Below are 16,181 nucleotides of genomic sequence, written 5' to 3'. Positions count from 1 at the left end.
AACGCCGTCAAAAACCGACGAAACAAACCCTTACGTTTACCCATTGGCCAATACCACCGGTTTTCCCGTTTTCGGATGGGTAATCACCTCCACCTCCGTATCAAACAGATCCGCAATCAGCGCCGTATTCACAACCTCATCCGGCGAACCATAGGCCACCCGACCACCGTCTTTGAGTGCCAGAAGATGATCGCTGTAAGCGGCGGCCAGGCTGATATCGTGCACCACCATCACCACCCCGACCCCCCGATCGGCAAAGGCCCGCACCGCCTGCATCAGCTGGCGCTGGTGGCCCAGATCCAGTGCCGCCACCGGCTCATCGAGCAGCAGGAGCCGACCGTCGGCGGTATCCGGGCGCCAGATCTGGGCCATCACCCGGGCCAACTGCACCCGCTGCTTTTCACCGCCGGACAGAGACGGATAGAGCCGCTCGGCCAGGTGCGTCACATCCAGAGCCGCCATGGCCTCGGCACACACCTGTTCATCGATAAGCACGCCGGTACTGTGGGGCGTGCGCCCCAGCGCCACCACCTCAGACACGGTAAACGGGAAGGCCAGCGGATTGGACTGGGTCAGCACCGCCAACGCCAGGGCCTTCTCACCCGCGAGCCAGTGCGCCAGCACCCGATCGTTGAACCGGATTTCCCCCGCGCTCGGACTCAGGTCACCACTGATGGCGCGCAGGAGCGTGGTCTTACCCGCCCCGTTGGGCCCGATCAGCGCCAGGATTTCACCCGGCTGCACCGCCAGTGACACCGAGGAGACCAGTTCGCGCTCGTCAATACAGACACTCAGTTGATCGATGTGCAGTAATGACATGGCCTAAGCCCCCTCAAAGCGGCGCTGGCGCAGCAGGGAAATAAAGAATGGCGCCCCCAACAGGGCCGTCACCAGGCCCACGGGCAGTTCGGCCGGAGCCATCACGGTGCGTGCCGCCACATCCGCCAGCAACAGCAACACCGCGCCCCCTAAAGCCGACAGAGGCAACAGGTAGCGATGATCCGGCCCGACCCACAACCGGATCATGTGCGGCACCACCAGCCCGACAAAGGCGATGCTGCCGGCCACCGCCACCGAGAGCCCGACCCCCGCCGCCACCAGAATGATCAGCCGGGTTTTCAGCCGCTCGACATCCACCCCGAGGTGGCGGGCCTGAGACTCACCCAGAAGCAGCGTATTGAGCGCCCACCCAAAGGACGGCAAGGCCAGCAATGCCACGGCCAGAATACCGCCGGCCAGTAACACCCGGGTCAGGTTCGCCCCCTCCAGGCCGCCCATCCGCCAGAGACTGATCCGCCGGAGCATTTCGTTGTCGGCAAAGTACTCCAGCAGCCCTGTGGCGCTGGCCGATAGAGCGGACACCGCGATGCCCATCAGCAGCATGGTGGCCACGGAGGTGCCATTGATGCCGGTCGCCACCCGATAAACCAACCACACGGTGAGCAGCCCGCCCAGAAACGCGCCGAGGGATACCAGGGACATACCGGCCACACCGGTCAGCACCCCACTCATGCCCGTGCCGAGCACAATCATCAGGCTGGCGCCCACGGAGGCGCCGGCGGTCACGCCGATCAGGGAGGGGTCCGCCAGCGGGTTGCGGAACAACCCCTGCAGGATAGCGCCGCACAGCGCCAGCAGTGCTCCCACCGACGCCGCTAGCAAGGCGCGCGGCAGTCGGATGGCCTGCACGATCTGCGCGGTGTGCCCGGGTGCCTCCAGCCCCACCAGAGCCTTGAGGACATTGACCGCCCCCAAATTCACCGAGCCCAGCCACAGCGAGAGCAGTACGCTGACCAGCAGCGCGCCCCCCAGGACAATCGTGCCCTGACGGCGCCGGCTCTGGCGGGTGCGGGCAAGCACCACCACGGTCAGTAGTCCACGCCCCGACGGGCTTTGATCCCGGCGTTGAAGGCGTGCTTGATATCCTTCACTTCCGAGACGGTATCCATCAGGGCCTGCAGTTCAGCACCGCCGCCCCGCCCGGTGACCACCACGCTCTGATGCATCGGGCGGTTCGCCAGTGCCGAGAGCACCGTGGCCTCATCCAGATAATCAAAGGCCAGCATGTAGGTCAGCTCATCCAGCACCACCAGATCGAGTGAGGGGTCATTGAGCATCTCCGCCGCCTGGGCCCAGGTCCGCTCGGCGGCGGCAATATCGCCGCTGCGGTCCTGGGTGTCCCAGGTAAAGCCGGTACCCATCTGGTAAAAGCGCACCTGAGGGAGCTGCTCCTTGAGGTAAATTTCTTCCCCGGAGAGCTGCTCGCCCTTGATGAACTGCACCACGCCCACCTTCTGGCCATAACCCAGGGCCCGCAGCACCATGCCGAAGGCCGAGCTGGATTTCCCCTTGCCATTACCGGTCAACAGAATGGCCACACCGCGATCGGTGTCCGCCGCCGCGATACGGGCATCCACCCGGGATTTCTGTTTCTCCATGGCGGCCTTGTGACGGGCCGCCTTGCGCTCTTCGTTCATGTCACTCATGGAGTGTCCTGTCATTAGTGCCTAAAAGGTGAACTCTACACCGGCATAGCCGGCCGCGCCGCTGGTGTTGTAGTTGAGGGTTTCGACATAGTCCTCATCCAACAGGTTTTCCGCGCGCACAAACACCACCATACCGTCAATGACCTGATAGCGCACATTGGCGTTGACCACCTGATAATCGTCCAACTCGGTGGTGCCCTCTTGCCGATCCCGGGATGTGCGCCAGTCCAGCGCCACCGTGAGTGCCTCCACCGGCGAGTAGCGCAGACCGACATTGGCCAGATGACGCGGCTGTAGTGAGCGAGGGTTGCCATCGCCGGCTTCGGTGTCCACGTAGGTATAGTTACCCACCAGTTGCCACTGGTCGGCCAAAGGCACCTCGGAATTCAGCTCTACCCCTCGGGACTCACTGGTGACGCCATCTTGCAGATAACCACTGTAAGCGATCATATCGAAAAAGATTTCATCTTCGATTTTCTGGTCAAACCAGACCGCTTCCAGGTACAGGCCGTCACGTCCGAAATATTCGACACCCAGATCCAGACCTCGACTCTCTTCGGCGTCCAACGACGGCGGTGGAAGTTCCTGTGATCGGTTATAGTCGATTTCCGACAGGCTGGGTGCGCGGAACCCGGTACCCAAAGCCGATTTGAACTTCAGTTCACCACCGGACAGCGGCACCAGGTATGCGGTGCTCAGTCGGTAGCTGGTGTGATTGCCAAAATCGTCATTATCATCCTGACGCACACCGGCGGTCACAAACCACTGATCCTGATAATCACCCTGATACTCAAGGTAGGCCCCGCGTTGCTCGCGCTCCAGGTCCATCACCTCATCGCGGCGATGCTCGGCGCCGTACACCAGGGTGTGAGAGTCGGCCAGATCCACTTTACCGTTCAGTTCCCACTTGGCGATTTTGCCTTCGGTTTGATAGGACTCAGCGCCATCGGCGTAGTTGACCCGATCCACATCCGTCTGAGAGTAAGCAAAGGTATTGGCGCCGCTCTGATTGCTGTGGGTAATGCTCGCCCGAGCGTTGGTTTGCTCAAACTGATCAACGCAGTTTTGCGTTGTCACCGGGAAGCCGCAGTTATCAAACTCAGAGGTGCCTTCGGTATCACGCACAACGATCTGCGCCCGCAAATCCCGATCCAGATTCCAACCACCGCGCGCGTGCAGCGTGGTGTTTTCGTAGCCATCGGCCTCCCCGGTGGGATCGTCGGATCGAGCGCTGAAACCCTCGGTATCAGCGCGCGCGGCCGAGAGATAAAAATCGCCCTGCTCATTACCACCGCCCACATACCCCGAATAATTCCGGGTATCGTAGCGGCCTCCTTCAACACTCAGGCCCGACTGCATTCCGTCGTTGATATGATCGGTGGTGACGTTGAGTACACCGCCCGCATCCGCGCCGTACATCATGCCCTGGGGGCCACGAAGCAGCTCGACCCGGGCAACGTTGGCCGTCAACAGGTGATGCACCTGACTGCTCGACTGAGGCCCCGTGGGGTCGGTGATGTCCACCCCATCCACGCGCACCAACGTCCGGAAACCGGACTCACCGCGCACCCGCACCGAGCTGGCTTTACCCGGCCCACCGGCATTGGTAATGGACACCGACGGCATGGTCCGCAGCGCGTCGGCCAGAGACTGTACGCCCAGGTTTTTCAGATCCTGTTTGTCCAGCACGGCGACCGAGCTACCCAACTGGCGTAGCGGTGTTTCGGTACGGGAAGCGACCACCACCAAGGTTTCCAGCGGTGAAGTAATCGACGTTGAATCGGATGATTGAGCCACGGCAAGCGCCGGGACCGAGGCAGCGAAGACCGCTGCACTGAGTACAGATGTTTTAAACACAGTAATCCCCTATGTTTGATCAAAGACAACATGGGGAGGGAGGAAACGCAAAGCGACGCGGCTGCGCGGGGCAGCACGTGAAGGATTGCCGGATGGTAGCCCTCCGCTCCATCATAGAACGCGACAGAGGGCCGGTATCGGGCTTACAGGGCCATGATTCACCCTGATCACCGTTGCGGGGGCAGCGCTGGATTGTCCAGACTTCCCGTTTAACCTGCTCAGCCTCGATAGGAGTCGGGGGCAGCAGGCACCCTGTGTCGAGGCGGCAATGTAGGCGAGCGCCGCGGGAAAGTCAACGACGCACAGGCGGTACCCCCAACGTAGCAGGCTCGCCATTACTCCGTCAGGCGGGCATAGGCGCGGTAGCGATCCCGAATGTGGCGCACATAATTCACCGGCTCATGGCCGCGCACAAAACCGAATCGGGCCTTCTGGTAATAGCGCGGCTGGGTGAGCAATAGCATGGCCTTTTCCACATGACCAAACCACTGGTCCGGATCCCACCCCTGTTGGTCCGCCAGGCGGCGGGCGTCGCGCACGTGGCCCACGCCGGCATTGTACGCCGCCAGGGAAAACCACATCTGCTCGTCCACCGGTAGCCGCTCCGGGAACCGATAGCGCAGCCAGTCCATGTACTTGACGCCGGCATGGACACTGACCTCCGGATCATCCAGGGGAGACAACCCCAACTCATTGCCGGTACGGGGCATGACCTGCATCAAACCCTTGGCGCCCACCCAGGACACCGCCGCCGGATCAAACCGACTCTCCTGATACATCTGCGCCAGGATCAAGCGCCAGTCAAAGCCATACTGCTCTGCGTAGGACCGGGCCAGTTCATCCCAGGGTGAAAGCGCCCCCGTTTCCGACACATCCACCCGTCCGGCCCGCTGCTCACGGATGCGGGCGTCGTCCTCGAAGTAACGTTTGTACAGAATGTTGTAATGCAGTCCACGGTATTCCTTTTTCCAGAACGCATTCACCGCCGCCAGCAACTCCGGATTCTCCGGGCGCACCGCCCAGCCCTGGTTGGTGGGATCACCCAGGGGCAGTAGCCCCTGAATATCGTCCCGCCAGGTCAGCTCCGACTGCAGTATATGACTGTCGGCAATGGTCAGGTCGTAGGTGCCATCGGCCACGCGAGCCAGAATATCCTCCGTTTCCATGGTGGAAGAGACCGGCGCGAGGGTTACATCCACCCCCCGCTCCCGGATCGACTCGGCTGTTGACCAATAGCTGCTGGATCGGCGCAGGTGCAGGGTACGGCCCGCCAGTTGTTTGAGCGAGTCAATGGCCGGCTCGTCCGCCCGACCGACGAGCGTCTCGGTGGCGTAGTGGTAGGGACGGGAAAAGGCCACCCGATCCGCGCGCTCGTCCGTGCGCGTCATGAAGGCGGCAATCATATCCCCACGCCCCTCGTTGAGCATCGGGATCATCGCCTCGTCACTGTCGGCCACGACCATCTGCAGACGCACGCCCAGGCTGTCAGCAAAGCGCTTGGCCAGTTCGTACTCAAAACCGACCAACTCCCCCCGGTACAGATAATAAGTAGCGCCGTTGTTCCGGGTAATCACCCGCAACACCTTGCGTTCCTTGATGCCCGTCAGATCGTCCGTATGCGCCCGGATATCGGTGCGTGTCAGGCGTTCGCGGGTCAGAAAGCGATTGAGTTGCTCAAGCAACGCGGTATTGGAGGGGCGAATCGCCCAGGCTAGCGGGCGTCGCTCCCCCAGGGTGAGCTGCACCTGTACATCGTCCCGGTAAGTACGGACCACGTCCATGACATTACTGTCCTGCAGCGCAAAATCGTACTCGCCCGCCACCAGGCCATCGAGCACCTCGTCACTGGTCATGGTCGAGGGCAGCGGCACTATTTCGATGTCCTGGTCTATATCCGGCACCTCGGCAAAGTAGGACTCGGCCAACTCCCAGAAACTGGTATCGCGCATGACCCCGACCCGCCGGCCACTCAGGTCCGCGACACCCTCGGGAGCGGGCTCTCCGCTGCGTCCCACCAGAACTTCCCGGGTCTGATCAATCCCCAGAGTAAACCCCACCTGCTCGGCCCGCTCGGGGGTCACCGTGAGGTTGGCCGCCACCATATCGCCCCGACCGGCCAACAGCTGCGCCAACAGGTCTCCGTACTCGGGAACCGAAATCACCACAGGCTCCAGCCCCTGTTCCCGGGCGAACCGCTTGGCCATCTCCCGCTCCACATCCAGCGGATAGCCGGCCCGCGGCAAATACTCATCTGCGGCCCGATGCACCAGAATCCGGAATTGCCCCCGGGATTTCAGCGCGTCGAGATCACCCGTCTCGACATAGCCATCTGGGGTATCGGGCACCTTTTCGCCCGCCGGGGAATTGTCACTCTCGGAGCCGTCCTGACTGCAACCGGCGATGGACAGACACATCAGTGACAAGCCCCACAGAAATGCGCGCATAGTGATCCTCTCAATCCGGTAGGGGGATTATTTGCTACAGTCTACTGTCTGAGCTCTCAGATTGCACAATCAGCACCCTCGGGACCCCCGGTCAGGGGCACAGCGGATAACATCGGATTGAAAGGATCAAGCATGGATACTCAAGAGCAACGCCGGCGGGCGGCCAGACTCATCTCCCCTCTTATTTTTGGCCTTGGCCTGTTGGCGCTCACCGGCTGCCAGCCCGGCGGGCTGAGCGAAGACCAAACCCTGAGCGAACAGGAGACCGCCGCGCTGCTGCAATCGCTACCGCCACTGCCGGCCGCTTCCGGGCCCGCAAAAACCGATACCACGGCCGATACGCCCGCCCCACCGACCGGACCGACCGCCGAGCCTGCTTTCCCCAGGCCGAACGACCTGACACCGGACGAGAACCCTTCAGCTCCGCACTTGGTGCGCTATGCGCCGGAGGGTGAAATCGAGCGGGCCGCATTGGTCAGCCTCACGTTTTCCGAACCCATGGTGCCGCTCACCCGCCTGGAGCAGACGCTGGAAAAAGACATTCCCGTTACCCTGACCCCCGAGGTTGAGGGGCAGTGGCGCTGGCTGGATACCCAAAGCCTGGTCTTCGAGCCCACCGGTGATGCCTTGCCCATGGCCACGGACTACACCGTGACCCTTGAGGAGGGTTTTACCTCCGCCGCCGGCGTCCCCCTGGCCACCACCGCACAGTGGCAATTTGCGACCGCGCCCCTGGCTGTCACCGACTTTTACCCCGGAGACAACGCCGTCACTGGCAAGCAACCCGTTCTGGTCCTGATCTTCAATCAGGCCATCGACAAAAACCAATTGCTTGAGCATGTGAGCCTGAAAGATAAGCAACACACCCACGCACTGAAACGGGTCGACCCGGATTCCCTGGCGCAGGACGAATACAAGGCATTGATTGACGACGTGCCGGCCGAACAGTGGCTGGCCCTGACACCCTCCGAACCACTCCCCTGGAATCAGACGTTTTCACTGACCTTGGCGCAAGGCACTCCGGCCAAGGCCGGCAACCGGCTGACCAAAGCCGACCAAGCATTTTCCTTTCGCACCGCCGGCCCATTGCGGATCGAGCGTAATGACTGTGCCGTGCGCGAGTGCACACCCGATGAAGGGGTTTCGTTACAATTCAGCCATCGTCTTTCCGAAGACTGGGACAAATCCCGGCTTGAGGTATCCCCCGACGTGGACGGGCTGGAGATTTCTCACTACGGCACCTATATCCAATTGCGCGGCTCTTTTCAGCCGGAGACCGAATACACACTGACACTACCCGCTGGCACGACAGACGAGTTTGGTCGGGCGCTGGAAGAAGACCTGGTCACGAAGGTCACTATCGCCTCCTACCCTCCGATGTTCACCCTGCCCGGTCAAGATTTGATTACCCTGCCCGGGGCCTTTGCCACGCTGCCCATCGTCAGCCGGAATATCCAGACACTGAACATTGAAGTCCGCCGGGTCACACCGGACGACTGGTCCGAGTTCCAGCGCTACCGCCTGAACTACCGTCGAGCAGTTGATAAGGAAAAGCCGGAGAAGCCCGGCACATTACTGGAAAACCACACCCTGACACTGGATGCCGAAGCGAACACAATGACGGTCACACGCCTTTCGCTGGATTCGTGGTTGAACGAGGAGGGCTTTGGCCACCTGTTGGTGTTTGCGTCGTCCCCTGAAATGGACAACAAAGACAATGGCCGATACCGCTATAACCAGGCCCAATCTGGTCAATGGCTGCAAGTCACCAATCTTGGAGTAAGCACCTACGCGGAACGCGATCGGGTCACCGCCTGGGTCACCGACCTGACCACGGGCACGCCCATTGCGGATGCGCGGGTACACGTCGGAGCGATCAGCGCATCAACCGATGACAATGGACTGGCTTCATTGCCGTTATCGGACAGAGAAGATCATTCGTCGTTGATGGTTGAGAGCCAGTCCGATCAGGCTCTGTTTCAGGCGCACAGCCTGTCGCCGCTTTACCGGGACGAATACAACTACTATCGTTACCCGACGTTCACCTTCACCGACCGCCAACTCTATCAACCTGGCGAGACCGTCCACCTGAAAGGCCTTATCCGCGAGCGCGGGTTCGGCGTCGAGGGCGACCTACACTACCCCGAGGGTCTGACCCATCTGGAGTGGACGGCCTACGATGGTCAACGCAATGAACTCGACCAGGGGCGGCTATCCTTGAACGAGTCCGGCGCTTTTGACCTCTCTCTACCGCTGCCCAGTAGCGCCGCGTCCGGTTCGGCCGCAATTGAACTGCGCCTGTTCCGCGGTAAGAATGAAATAGATGAATATTTTGGTGGCCACAGCTTCCGCATCGAGACCTTCCGCCGCCCCGAATACAAGGTCGACCTGAATTTCAGCGCCGAACGCCCTATCGCACAAGCGCCCTTACAGGCCACGGCCCGGGCGAGCTACTATGCCGGTGGCCCACTGCCCAACGCTCCGGTGGACTGGCAACTGACCCTGAATACGGCTCGCTATGCACCGCCGGGCTGGTCCGATTACCATTTTGGTCGCGTCCCCCCAATGTGGCGGCACGGCTTTTGGCCCCAACCCGAGGAAGCCCGCTGGCAGCACCAGGCTTCGGGGCAAACCAATACCGAAGGCGAACATCGGTTGAGCATTGCACCCAACAAGGCGTTGGATTTTTCCGATCTGTTGTTTCCCCATACACTGGATGTGACCACGACCGTTACCGACGTCAATCGGCAACAGTGGAGCACCAACGACACTTCACTTGTGCACCCGGGCAATCTCTACGTTGGACTGCGTACCGAAAAGCGCTTCGCACATATCGAAGACACCATCACCGTTCAGTGGGTGACGGTCGATATCGACGGCAACGCCGTGACCACGGATGCGCCCGACATTGAGGTGGAACGCCTGACCTGGGAAGACGGCGACTGGCAGACACAGTACACCCTCAACTGCACGCCGTCAGATAAAAAACAGACCTGTGAATTCAGCCCCGCCGACAGCGGGCAGTATCGGATTTCCGCCACGGTGACGGACGCCAAAGATCGTCCAAACCGGTCACAGATTCACCTTTGGGTCGCCGGCCCCATAAACGACATCGGGCCCACCTATGAGGAGCAACCGCGCGTCCAACTGATCCCCGATCAGGATGAATACGCCCCGGGTGATACCGCCAACGTTCAAATACAGACACCCTTCACCGAGGCGCACACGCTGGTGACCGTGCAGCGCCAGGGGCTGGTCGAGGTGGACTATCATTACCTGGAGGACGGTACCCATACGCTGGAAGTACCCATCAAGGACAACTACCTGCCCCAGTTGGTGGTCACCGCCGAAGCAATTGGCGGGACACCTGCCGAGGGCCAATCATTGCCCCAGATCGCGGTCGGAGAATTGACACTGCCGGTCAGTAACACCCATCGCCAATTGAACGTCGAGGTCAGCCCGAGTGCGGAAGCCTTCAAACCCGGCGACCCGATTGAGGTGACCACCCGGGTAACCGGCCCGCAAGGCGCACCGGCGGCGGACGCGGAAGTCACGCTTTATGCCGTTGATCAGGCGGTACTGGATATGGCGGGCTACACCCTGCCCGATCCATTGACTGAAATGTATCGCGCGGTCATGGATGGCGTCATCGAATACCGTTCGCGGGCTGAGATGCCTCTGGTTCCAGAAGACGCTAACGACGGTTTGGTCGAAAAAATCGTAGCCACGGAATTCCATGCGATGGCTCTGGGCCGCGGCCCCAACGAAAGCTCGAATCCTGCAGTCACACTGCGCCAAAACTTCAGTGCCCTGGCCACCTTTGAATCCACGGTTACCCTGGATTCAAAAGGCGAGGCAAATGTCTCCTTCACGCTACCGGACAACCTCACCCGCTATCGCATAATGGCGGTGGCCCACACCGAGCAGCAGTTCGGTGCCGGGGATGCCCGGATCGACGTTGGCTTGCCACTGATGGTCCGCCCTTCCCTGCCGCGCTTTCTGAACCTGGGCGACCGGGCCGAATTGCCCGTCGTGGTACAGAACACCACCGACCAGGCCATGACCGTTGAGCTCGCGCTGCGGGCCAGCAACCTGACACTGAGTGGCGCCCCCGGACGACGGCTGACCGTTCCCGCCAACGACCGGCGCGAGGTCCGCTTCAGTGCTGAACCGATTCAGGTGGGTGAAGCCCGCGTGCAGGTGATCGTCCGTTCCGGCGAGCGACAGGACGCGGCCGAGGTCGCCGTTCCTGTTCAACGCCCGGCTACCGACGAAGCCTTTGCGCAATACGGCAGCCTGACCGGGGGCAACAAATTCTTACAAGTCAGCATCCCCGAAAACGTCTATCCGGATTTTGGCGGCCTGAGCCTGACTACCAGCAGCACCCAGTTCCAATCCCTGCAGGACGCCTTCCTGTACCTGTACGACTACCCCTACGGCTGTGCCGAACAACTGGCCTCACGCCTGATGGCCATTGCCAGCCTGAATGAATTACTGGGCACATTCAATGCGGAAGGCTTACCGGGTGAGGATGCCATACAACAAAGTGTTGGCGACCTTCTGGGCCGATTGGAAGAGCTGCAGAATCACGATGGCGGCTGGGGTTTCTGGGTGCGCAATGAGACGTCTCAGGCGTATCTGTCAGTCCACGTCACCCACGCCCTGTTGCGAGCCCGGGAAGCGGGCTACGAGGTTCCAGCCAGGGTTCTGGAGTCGGCGCTGAGCTATACCCGCTCCGTCGCCCAGCAACTCCCCAAATCCATGGCGGAAAAACCCGGCAATAGCGTGCTTGCCTACAGCATCTATGTGCAGGCCCTGGCGGGTGACTCAGTTGCCTCCGCTGCCATCGATCATTTCCGGCAGACGGAGAGCGAGCTGAGCCTTGAAGCCATGGGCTGGTTATTGAGCGCCACGGCCAACGAGCCGAGTGCGAAGCCGCTGCACGAAAACATCCTGCGCCACCTGACCAATCAATTGCGAGAAACTGCGGCCACCGCCTCTTTTGTGGAAGACTATGCCGGTGGCGGGCACTGGGTGCTGCACGGCAGTCGACGCACCGACGCGGTGGTTCTGGACGCACTGCTCAGCGCCCGACCCGACAGTGACCTGATCGAAAAACTCGCCCGCGGATTGGTCAATCATCGCCGCAATGGTCACTGGGGTAACACCCAGGAAAACGTCTTCGCCCTGCTCGCCCTGAAAAACTACTTCCAGGCCCGGGAAGCCGACGAGCCCGACCTGACCGCTCAGGCCTGGCTGGGCGATCGCTACCTCGGTGAGCAATCCTTTCAGGGCCGGGGCGGCAAGCCCACCCGCACCGGGGTTTCAATGAGTGAACTGCAAAGCGGCGAACCCACAACCACTCTGGCACTACAACACGAGGGACAAGGTCGTCTCTACTACCGAATCGGAATGGAATACGCCCCGGCGGATTTACAACTGGATGCCGCCCGACACGGGTTTCAGGTGGCGCGCCACTATGAAGCCGTCAATGATCCTGACGATGTCACACAGGCCGACGACGGCACCTGGAACATCAAAGCCGGCGCCGCCGTGCGTGTGACGCTCACCCTCACGGTTCCCACCCGGCGCCACCACGTCGCCCTGACCGACCGCCTGCCGGCGGGCTTCGAAGCACTCAATCCCGCCCTGGAAACCAGTGCGCCGATCCGGGAGAACGAACGAGGAATCATGGGCAGCCGAATCCGACCCGGGCACTGGTACAACCACCAGCAACTGCGCGACGACCGCGCCGAAGCCTTCAGCACCCAGTTGGAACCCGGCGTGTATCACTACGAATACACCGCGCTGGCCACCACGCCCGGTGAGTTCGTGGTGCCACCGGCCAAAGCCGAAGAGATGTACCAACCGGAAACTTTCGGCCGCTCGGCCACAGAAACCGTCAGAGTGAATGAAACGCCTTGATGACCCGACTTACTCGATCAGTTCATAGGCCTTTTCCAGGAACTGCGGGTACAGCTCCTCGCGCTCATACATATTTCGGTAAAAGAGCGCGATCATGTTCTTATCCGGGTCGATAATATAGGCCGTGCCCAAGAGTCCGCCCCAGGCGTAAGCGGAGTCGGATACCGCCGGTACCGGCTCCTTCTCATCGTTGTACAGCTCAAAACCCAGACCAAACTCAAACGGTTGGCTCGCCTGCGGCAGGCGATTCACCGTGGTCATCAGCTCCACGGTTTCCGGTTCGAGAATCCGCTGGCCGTTAAACTCGCCCTTGTTCAACAGCATCTGGCAGAACTTCGCGTAATCCTCGATCGGGCCATTAAGACCAATGGCGCCCTCCGCGTAGGTCTGCTGTTCGGTGACGGCACCCTTGATATACAGCTCCGTACCCGGCACCAACTCACCGTCGATTGCACGGTAAGGTTTGACGAAGCGATCAAAATCTTCCGGTGCATGAAACCAGTCGGTATCGTCCATACCCAATGGGTCCAGCACGTTTTCCTTCACGTAGTCACGCAGCGGCTGCCCGGAAATCCGCTCAATCAGGTAACCCAGCATGTTGGTGCTCAGGTGATAGTGCCACTCCGCGCCGGGATCAAAGCCCAACGGGTACTCCGCCAAGGCGAGCATTTCCTCTTCCAGATACTCTGCGCTGAAATCCCCACCCGAGGTATGCTGACCGATGGGCACGAAATCAGGCTCCTTTCCGCCAAAACCGAGAAACCCCATGGGCTCCCCACTGTGCTGCTTACGGAGCTCCCCCGCCAGATGGGCATCGAAACCCGCCGTATGCGCCATCAGATGAACAAAAGTCATCGGCGTCTCAACCGGTCGGGTCTCATAGCGACCGTCGTCGTGAAGCTCGGTAATGACCTGATCCGGAATACCCGGAAAATACTTGGAGACAGGATCATGGATATCCACCAGTCCCTTCTCCACCAGCGTCATAAACGCGACAGTCGTCACCGCCTTGGTCTGGGAGAAAAGCGCGTAGTAATCATCCACACTGGCCGGCACGCCCGCTTCCATGTCCCTCCAGCCAAAGGCCTCGGAATACAGTACCTTCCCGTCCCGGGCGACGAACGCCGCCACACTGTTGGTTTTCTTCTCCTCCACAAAGGATTTCAGCAGCGCATCAATCTCTGCCGCCTTGGCCGGATCAGCGCCCACCTGAGCAATGTCCAAAGGGTACTCGAAGCCCTTTGAGGTCTCCGTAGTGGTACAGCCTGCCGCCAGCAACACCGGAACCAGCATCGCCCATCCAATCGTCATTATTTTTTTCATCCGTCGCTCCACTCTCTGTGTTAGACATAGGTCGTTTATGGTACCGTCATTATACGGTATACATCATACAAATCGTCACCCACGCTCAGCCACAGACAGGTTCTTACCATGAGCAACCACGACGACCACCTTATCGTTTACTACGACGGCGCCTGCCCCCGCTGCGTGGCCGACCGCCAGCGCTATGAGCGCCTGGCGGGCCGCGCGGGCGAAGCCGTCCAATGGGTCGATATAACCGGCCGCGATGACGAGCTGAAACAGCGTGGAATAGACCCCGACAGGGCCCTGCGGGAACTGCATGTGCAGGATGGCGAGGGACAGATACACCGGGAGCTGGATGCCTACATCCTGCTGATGCGAAAAACTCGGTTGTTGCGCCCTGTCGCGTGGCTGATCGGCCTACCCGGCATTCGCGGGTTATTGTCCCGCAGCTATCACGCCTGGGTGGACCGTCGCTTGAGGAAAAGTGGTCGGGGGTAGTTGGTTGCTTAGAGTAACCCGTTGGTGATCTCGTTCAACCGTCCCTGCGAGAGGTACTGGCTCCGTTACTGGTCATAACTCACCCAGCCCTGAAAAATACTGAGAATAGAGCAAATCCGCAAAATCTTGCTCCTCGATCTCACCTAGAACCAGATCTCTCACAGCGTCCGCCAAAAGATCATTGTCAGATACCAACTCATAATCGTTCAGTGAGAGATACTCCAATGCAACCGCAAGACCTGTTCGTTTATTGGCATCTGGCAGAGAGTGCGCATTTGCAATACTGGAAGCATAGCGAGCTGCTATCTCAAAAACATCATCAAGGCCTGCATACGCAATCGCATTGTCTATCCGGCCAAGAGCGCCTTGTAATTTTGCCACGTCTACAGCGCCTTTCATTCCCGGCTCATGCTCTAGGATGAAGGTGTTTATTTCAACGACTCTCTCGAAAGGAAATTTAATTAAATCCATTACATATCAGCCAACTTATCGAAGGTTTTTTTATGTGTTCTCAGTGTTAGCTTTGTTTCAGATACTATGATTTGCTTACCAGACACCCCAGACAAATCGAGCTTTTTTGTTGCCTTAATCTTCGGTCTGGCAACGACTTTCACGCCGTACTTTTCAATTTTTTTGTTCATAAATCTTCACCCAGCGACATTCAGAGAAAGCGTTCATTGATTACGGCTAAGTGTGCCAGAGTTTAGGTGGCGGGGAAATATGTTGCGTGTGGAAGGATTTAAGGGGTGCACGGGGAAGCAGCTGCGATGGCAAGGGGTTTATTTAGGAGCGAGAAACGAAAAAGCCCCTGATTCCTTTTGGGAATCAAGGGCTTAAACGTTGGTATTTGGTCGGAACGGCAGGATTTGAACCTGCGACCCCCACACCCCCAGTGTGGTGCGCTACCAAACTGCGCTACGCTCCGATTTTGGCTGGCTGTGAGCGGTGCCGTTGGGGCTGTCCGTCACAGGGATGGGCATGATACCGCAAAATTGTGATTTTGCAAGCGCCTGATTTAGCGGGTTTTCAGCACTTCCAGGACTTCTTCCAGCTCGGCGATCATCTGGCCGACGAGTTGGCTGAACTGGCTGGCGTCCTGCTGGGCCGTCTCCCCCTCCATCTGCTGGCGGGCGCCGCCGATGGTGAAGCCCTGGTCGTACAGCAGGGCCCGAATCTGGCGGATGGTGAGCACATCCTGGCGCTGATAGTACCGGCGGTTACCCCGACGCTTGACCGGCTTGAGCTGGGGGAATTCCTGCTCCCAGTAGCGCAGTACGTGGGGTTTCACGGCGCAAAGCTCGCTGACCTCACCAATGGTGAAGTAGCGCTTGCCCGGAATTACCGGCAATTCGTCGTTATGGCTTGGTTCCAGCATAGGCTTCTACTTTGGCCTTGAGTTTTTGTCCTGGTCTGAAGGTGACCACCCGGCGGGCGCTGATGGGGATTTCTTCCCCGGTTTTCGGGTTGCGCCCCGGGCGCTGGCTTTTATCTCGCAGGTCAAAGTTACCAAATCCGGACAGTTTTACCTGTTCGTTGCTTTCCAGTGACCGCCGGATTTCCTCAAAAAACAGCTCCACGAGCTCTTTGGCCTCACGCTTGTTGAGGCCAAGCTCGTCGTAGAGTTTTTCGGCTAGATCGGCTTTTGTGAGAGCCCCGCCCGACATAG

The 16,181-nt window shown here is 59.9% G+C and carries 12 protein-coding genes, 1 tRNA gene and 1 riboswitch; of the genes, 2 read left to right on the top strand and 11 right to left on the bottom strand.

Features of this window, described 5'->3' with window-relative positions:
- Positions 1–36: 36 nt before the first annotated feature.
- The 5 genes from N645_RS0102300 to N645_RS0102280 form a co-directional block, all read right to left on the bottom strand.
- On the bottom strand, positions 37–819 hold the full coding sequence (locus N645_RS0102300; RefSeq protein WP_024459898.1) for a heme ABC transporter ATP-binding protein: 783 nt from the start codon (positions 817–819) through the stop codon (positions 37–39).
- A 3-nt stretch (positions 820–822) separates the two neighbouring features.
- Positions 823–1,860 carry an iron ABC transporter permease gene (locus N645_RS0102295; RefSeq protein ID WP_238559208.1) on the bottom strand — a complete coding sequence of 346 codons (1,038 nt, stop codon included), beginning with the start codon at positions 1,858–1,860 and terminating at the stop codon, positions 823–825.
- A gap of 8 nt (positions 1,861–1,868) precedes the next feature.
- Positions 1,869–2,477, bottom strand: a complete 609-nt coding sequence (gene cobO / locus N645_RS0102290; RefSeq protein ID WP_024459896.1) for a cob(I)yrinic acid a,c-diamide adenosyltransferase — start codon at positions 2,475–2,477, stop codon at positions 1,869–1,871.
- A gap of 30 nt (positions 2,478–2,507) precedes the next feature.
- Positions 2,508–4,283, bottom strand: coding sequence for a TonB-dependent siderophore receptor (locus N645_RS0102285; RefSeq protein ID WP_024459895.1), 1,776 nt, complete (start codon positions 4,281–4,283; stop codon positions 2,508–2,510).
- A 171-nt stretch (positions 4,284–4,454) separates the two neighbouring features.
- Positions 4,455–4,613, bottom strand: a riboswitch (cobalamin riboswitch).
- A gap of 65 nt (positions 4,614–4,678) precedes the next feature.
- The gene (locus N645_RS0102280; RefSeq protein ID WP_024459894.1) at positions 4,679–6,787 is read right to left on the bottom strand and encodes a transporter substrate-binding domain-containing protein; all 2,109 of its coding nucleotides are present in this window, start codon (positions 6,785–6,787) and stop codon (positions 4,679–4,681) included.
- Positions 6,788–6,919: 132 nt separating this feature from the next.
- Here N645_RS0102280 and N645_RS0102275 point away from each other — a divergent pair, with 132 nt between their 5' ends.
- Positions 6,920–12,712 (top strand): Ig-like domain-containing alpha-2-macroglobulin family protein, encoded by a 5,793-nt coding sequence (locus N645_RS0102275; RefSeq protein WP_024459893.1) that lies wholly within the window; start codon positions 6,920–6,922, stop codon positions 12,710–12,712.
- A 9-nt stretch (positions 12,713–12,721) separates the two neighbouring features.
- On the opposite strand, the gene N645_RS0102270 is transcribed toward N645_RS0102275, so the two are convergent.
- Positions 12,722–14,023 (bottom strand): serine hydrolase, encoded by a 1,302-nt coding sequence (locus tag N645_RS0102270; RefSeq protein ID WP_193744941.1) that lies wholly within the window; start codon positions 14,021–14,023, stop codon positions 12,722–12,724.
- A 120-nt stretch (positions 14,024–14,143) separates the two neighbouring features.
- Between N645_RS0102270 and N645_RS0102265 the strand changes: the two genes are divergently transcribed.
- Complete coding sequence (locus tag N645_RS0102265; RefSeq protein ID WP_024459891.1) at positions 14,144–14,515, top strand: thiol-disulfide oxidoreductase DCC family protein; 372 nt, start codon at positions 14,144–14,146, stop codon at positions 14,513–14,515.
- A 72-nt stretch (positions 14,516–14,587) separates the two neighbouring features.
- On the opposite strand, the gene N645_RS0102260 is transcribed toward N645_RS0102265, so the two are convergent.
- The 5 genes from N645_RS0102260 to ihfA form a co-directional block, all read right to left on the bottom strand.
- On the bottom strand, positions 14,588–14,986 hold the full coding sequence (locus N645_RS0102260) for a type II toxin-antitoxin system death-on-curing family toxin (protein WP_024459890.1): 399 nt from the start codon (positions 14,984–14,986) through the stop codon (positions 14,588–14,590).
- Positions 14,986–15,156, bottom strand: coding sequence for a hypothetical protein (locus N645_RS0102255; protein WP_024459889.1), 171 nt, complete (start codon positions 15,154–15,156; stop codon positions 14,986–14,988). The genes N645_RS0102260 and N645_RS0102255 overlap by 1 nt, the downstream gene beginning before the upstream one ends.
- A gap of 207 nt (positions 15,157–15,363) precedes the next feature.
- Positions 15,364–15,440, bottom strand: a tRNA-Pro gene (locus tag N645_RS0102250).
- 90 nt (positions 15,441–15,530) lie between these two features.
- Positions 15,531–15,890, bottom strand: a complete 360-nt coding sequence (locus N645_RS0102245) for a MerR family transcriptional regulator (protein WP_024459888.1) — start codon at positions 15,888–15,890, stop codon at positions 15,531–15,533.
- On the bottom strand, positions 15,871–16,179 hold the full coding sequence (ihfA, locus tag N645_RS0102240; protein ID WP_024459887.1) for an integration host factor subunit alpha: 309 nt from the start codon (positions 16,177–16,179) through the stop codon (positions 15,871–15,873). Before ihfA ends, N645_RS0102245 begins: the two co-directional genes overlap by 20 nt.
- Between the last annotated feature and the right edge of the window lie 2 nt (positions 16,180–16,181).

It is taken from the genome of Marinimicrobium sp. LS-A18, from assembly GCF_000463525.1.
GTDB classification, from domain to species: domain Bacteria; phylum Pseudomonadota; class Gammaproteobacteria; order Pseudomonadales; family Cellvibrionaceae; genus Marinimicrobium; species Marinimicrobium koreense.
The sequence above is the reverse complement of the archived record's forward strand: the minus strand, read 5'-3'. Positions and strand labels throughout refer to the sequence as shown.

Excerpts from the sequence above, each read along its gene's own strand:
- N645_RS0102255 (WP_024459889.1), bottom strand. The coding sequence starts at position 15,156 with ATGAACAAAAAAATTGAAAAGTACGGCGTGAAAGTCGTTGCCAGACCG.
- N645_RS0102300 (WP_024459898.1), bottom strand. The coding sequence starts at position 819 with ATGTCATTACTGCACATCGATCAACTGAGTGTCTGTATTGACGAGCGC.
- N645_RS0102245 (WP_024459888.1), bottom strand. The coding sequence starts at position 15,890 with ATGCTGGAACCAAGCCATAACGACGAATTGCCGGTAATTCCGGGCAAG.
- N645_RS0102265 (WP_024459891.1), top strand. The coding sequence starts at position 14,144 with ATGAGCAACCACGACGACCACCTTATCGTTTACTACGACGGCGCCTGC.
- N645_RS0102260 (WP_024459890.1), bottom strand. The coding sequence starts at position 14,986 with ATGGATTTAATTAAATTTCCTTTCGAGAGAGTCGTTGAAATAAACACC.
- N645_RS0102270 (WP_193744941.1), bottom strand. The coding sequence starts at position 14,023 with ATGACGATTGGATGGGCGATGCTGGTTCCGGTGTTGCTGGCGGCAGGC.
- cobO (WP_024459896.1), bottom strand. The coding sequence starts at position 2,477 with ATGAACGAAGAGCGCAAGGCGGCCCGTCACAAGGCCGCCATGGAGAAA.
- ihfA (WP_024459887.1), bottom strand. The coding sequence starts at position 16,179 with ATGTCGGGCGGGGCTCTCACAAAAGCCGATCTAGCCGAAAAACTCTAC.
- N645_RS0102275 (WP_024459893.1), top strand. The coding sequence starts at position 6,920 with ATGGATACTCAAGAGCAACGCCGGCGGGCGGCCAGACTCATCTCCCCT.
- N645_RS0102280 (WP_024459894.1), bottom strand. The coding sequence starts at position 6,787 with ATGCGCGCATTTCTGTGGGGCTTGTCACTGATGTGTCTGTCCATCGCC.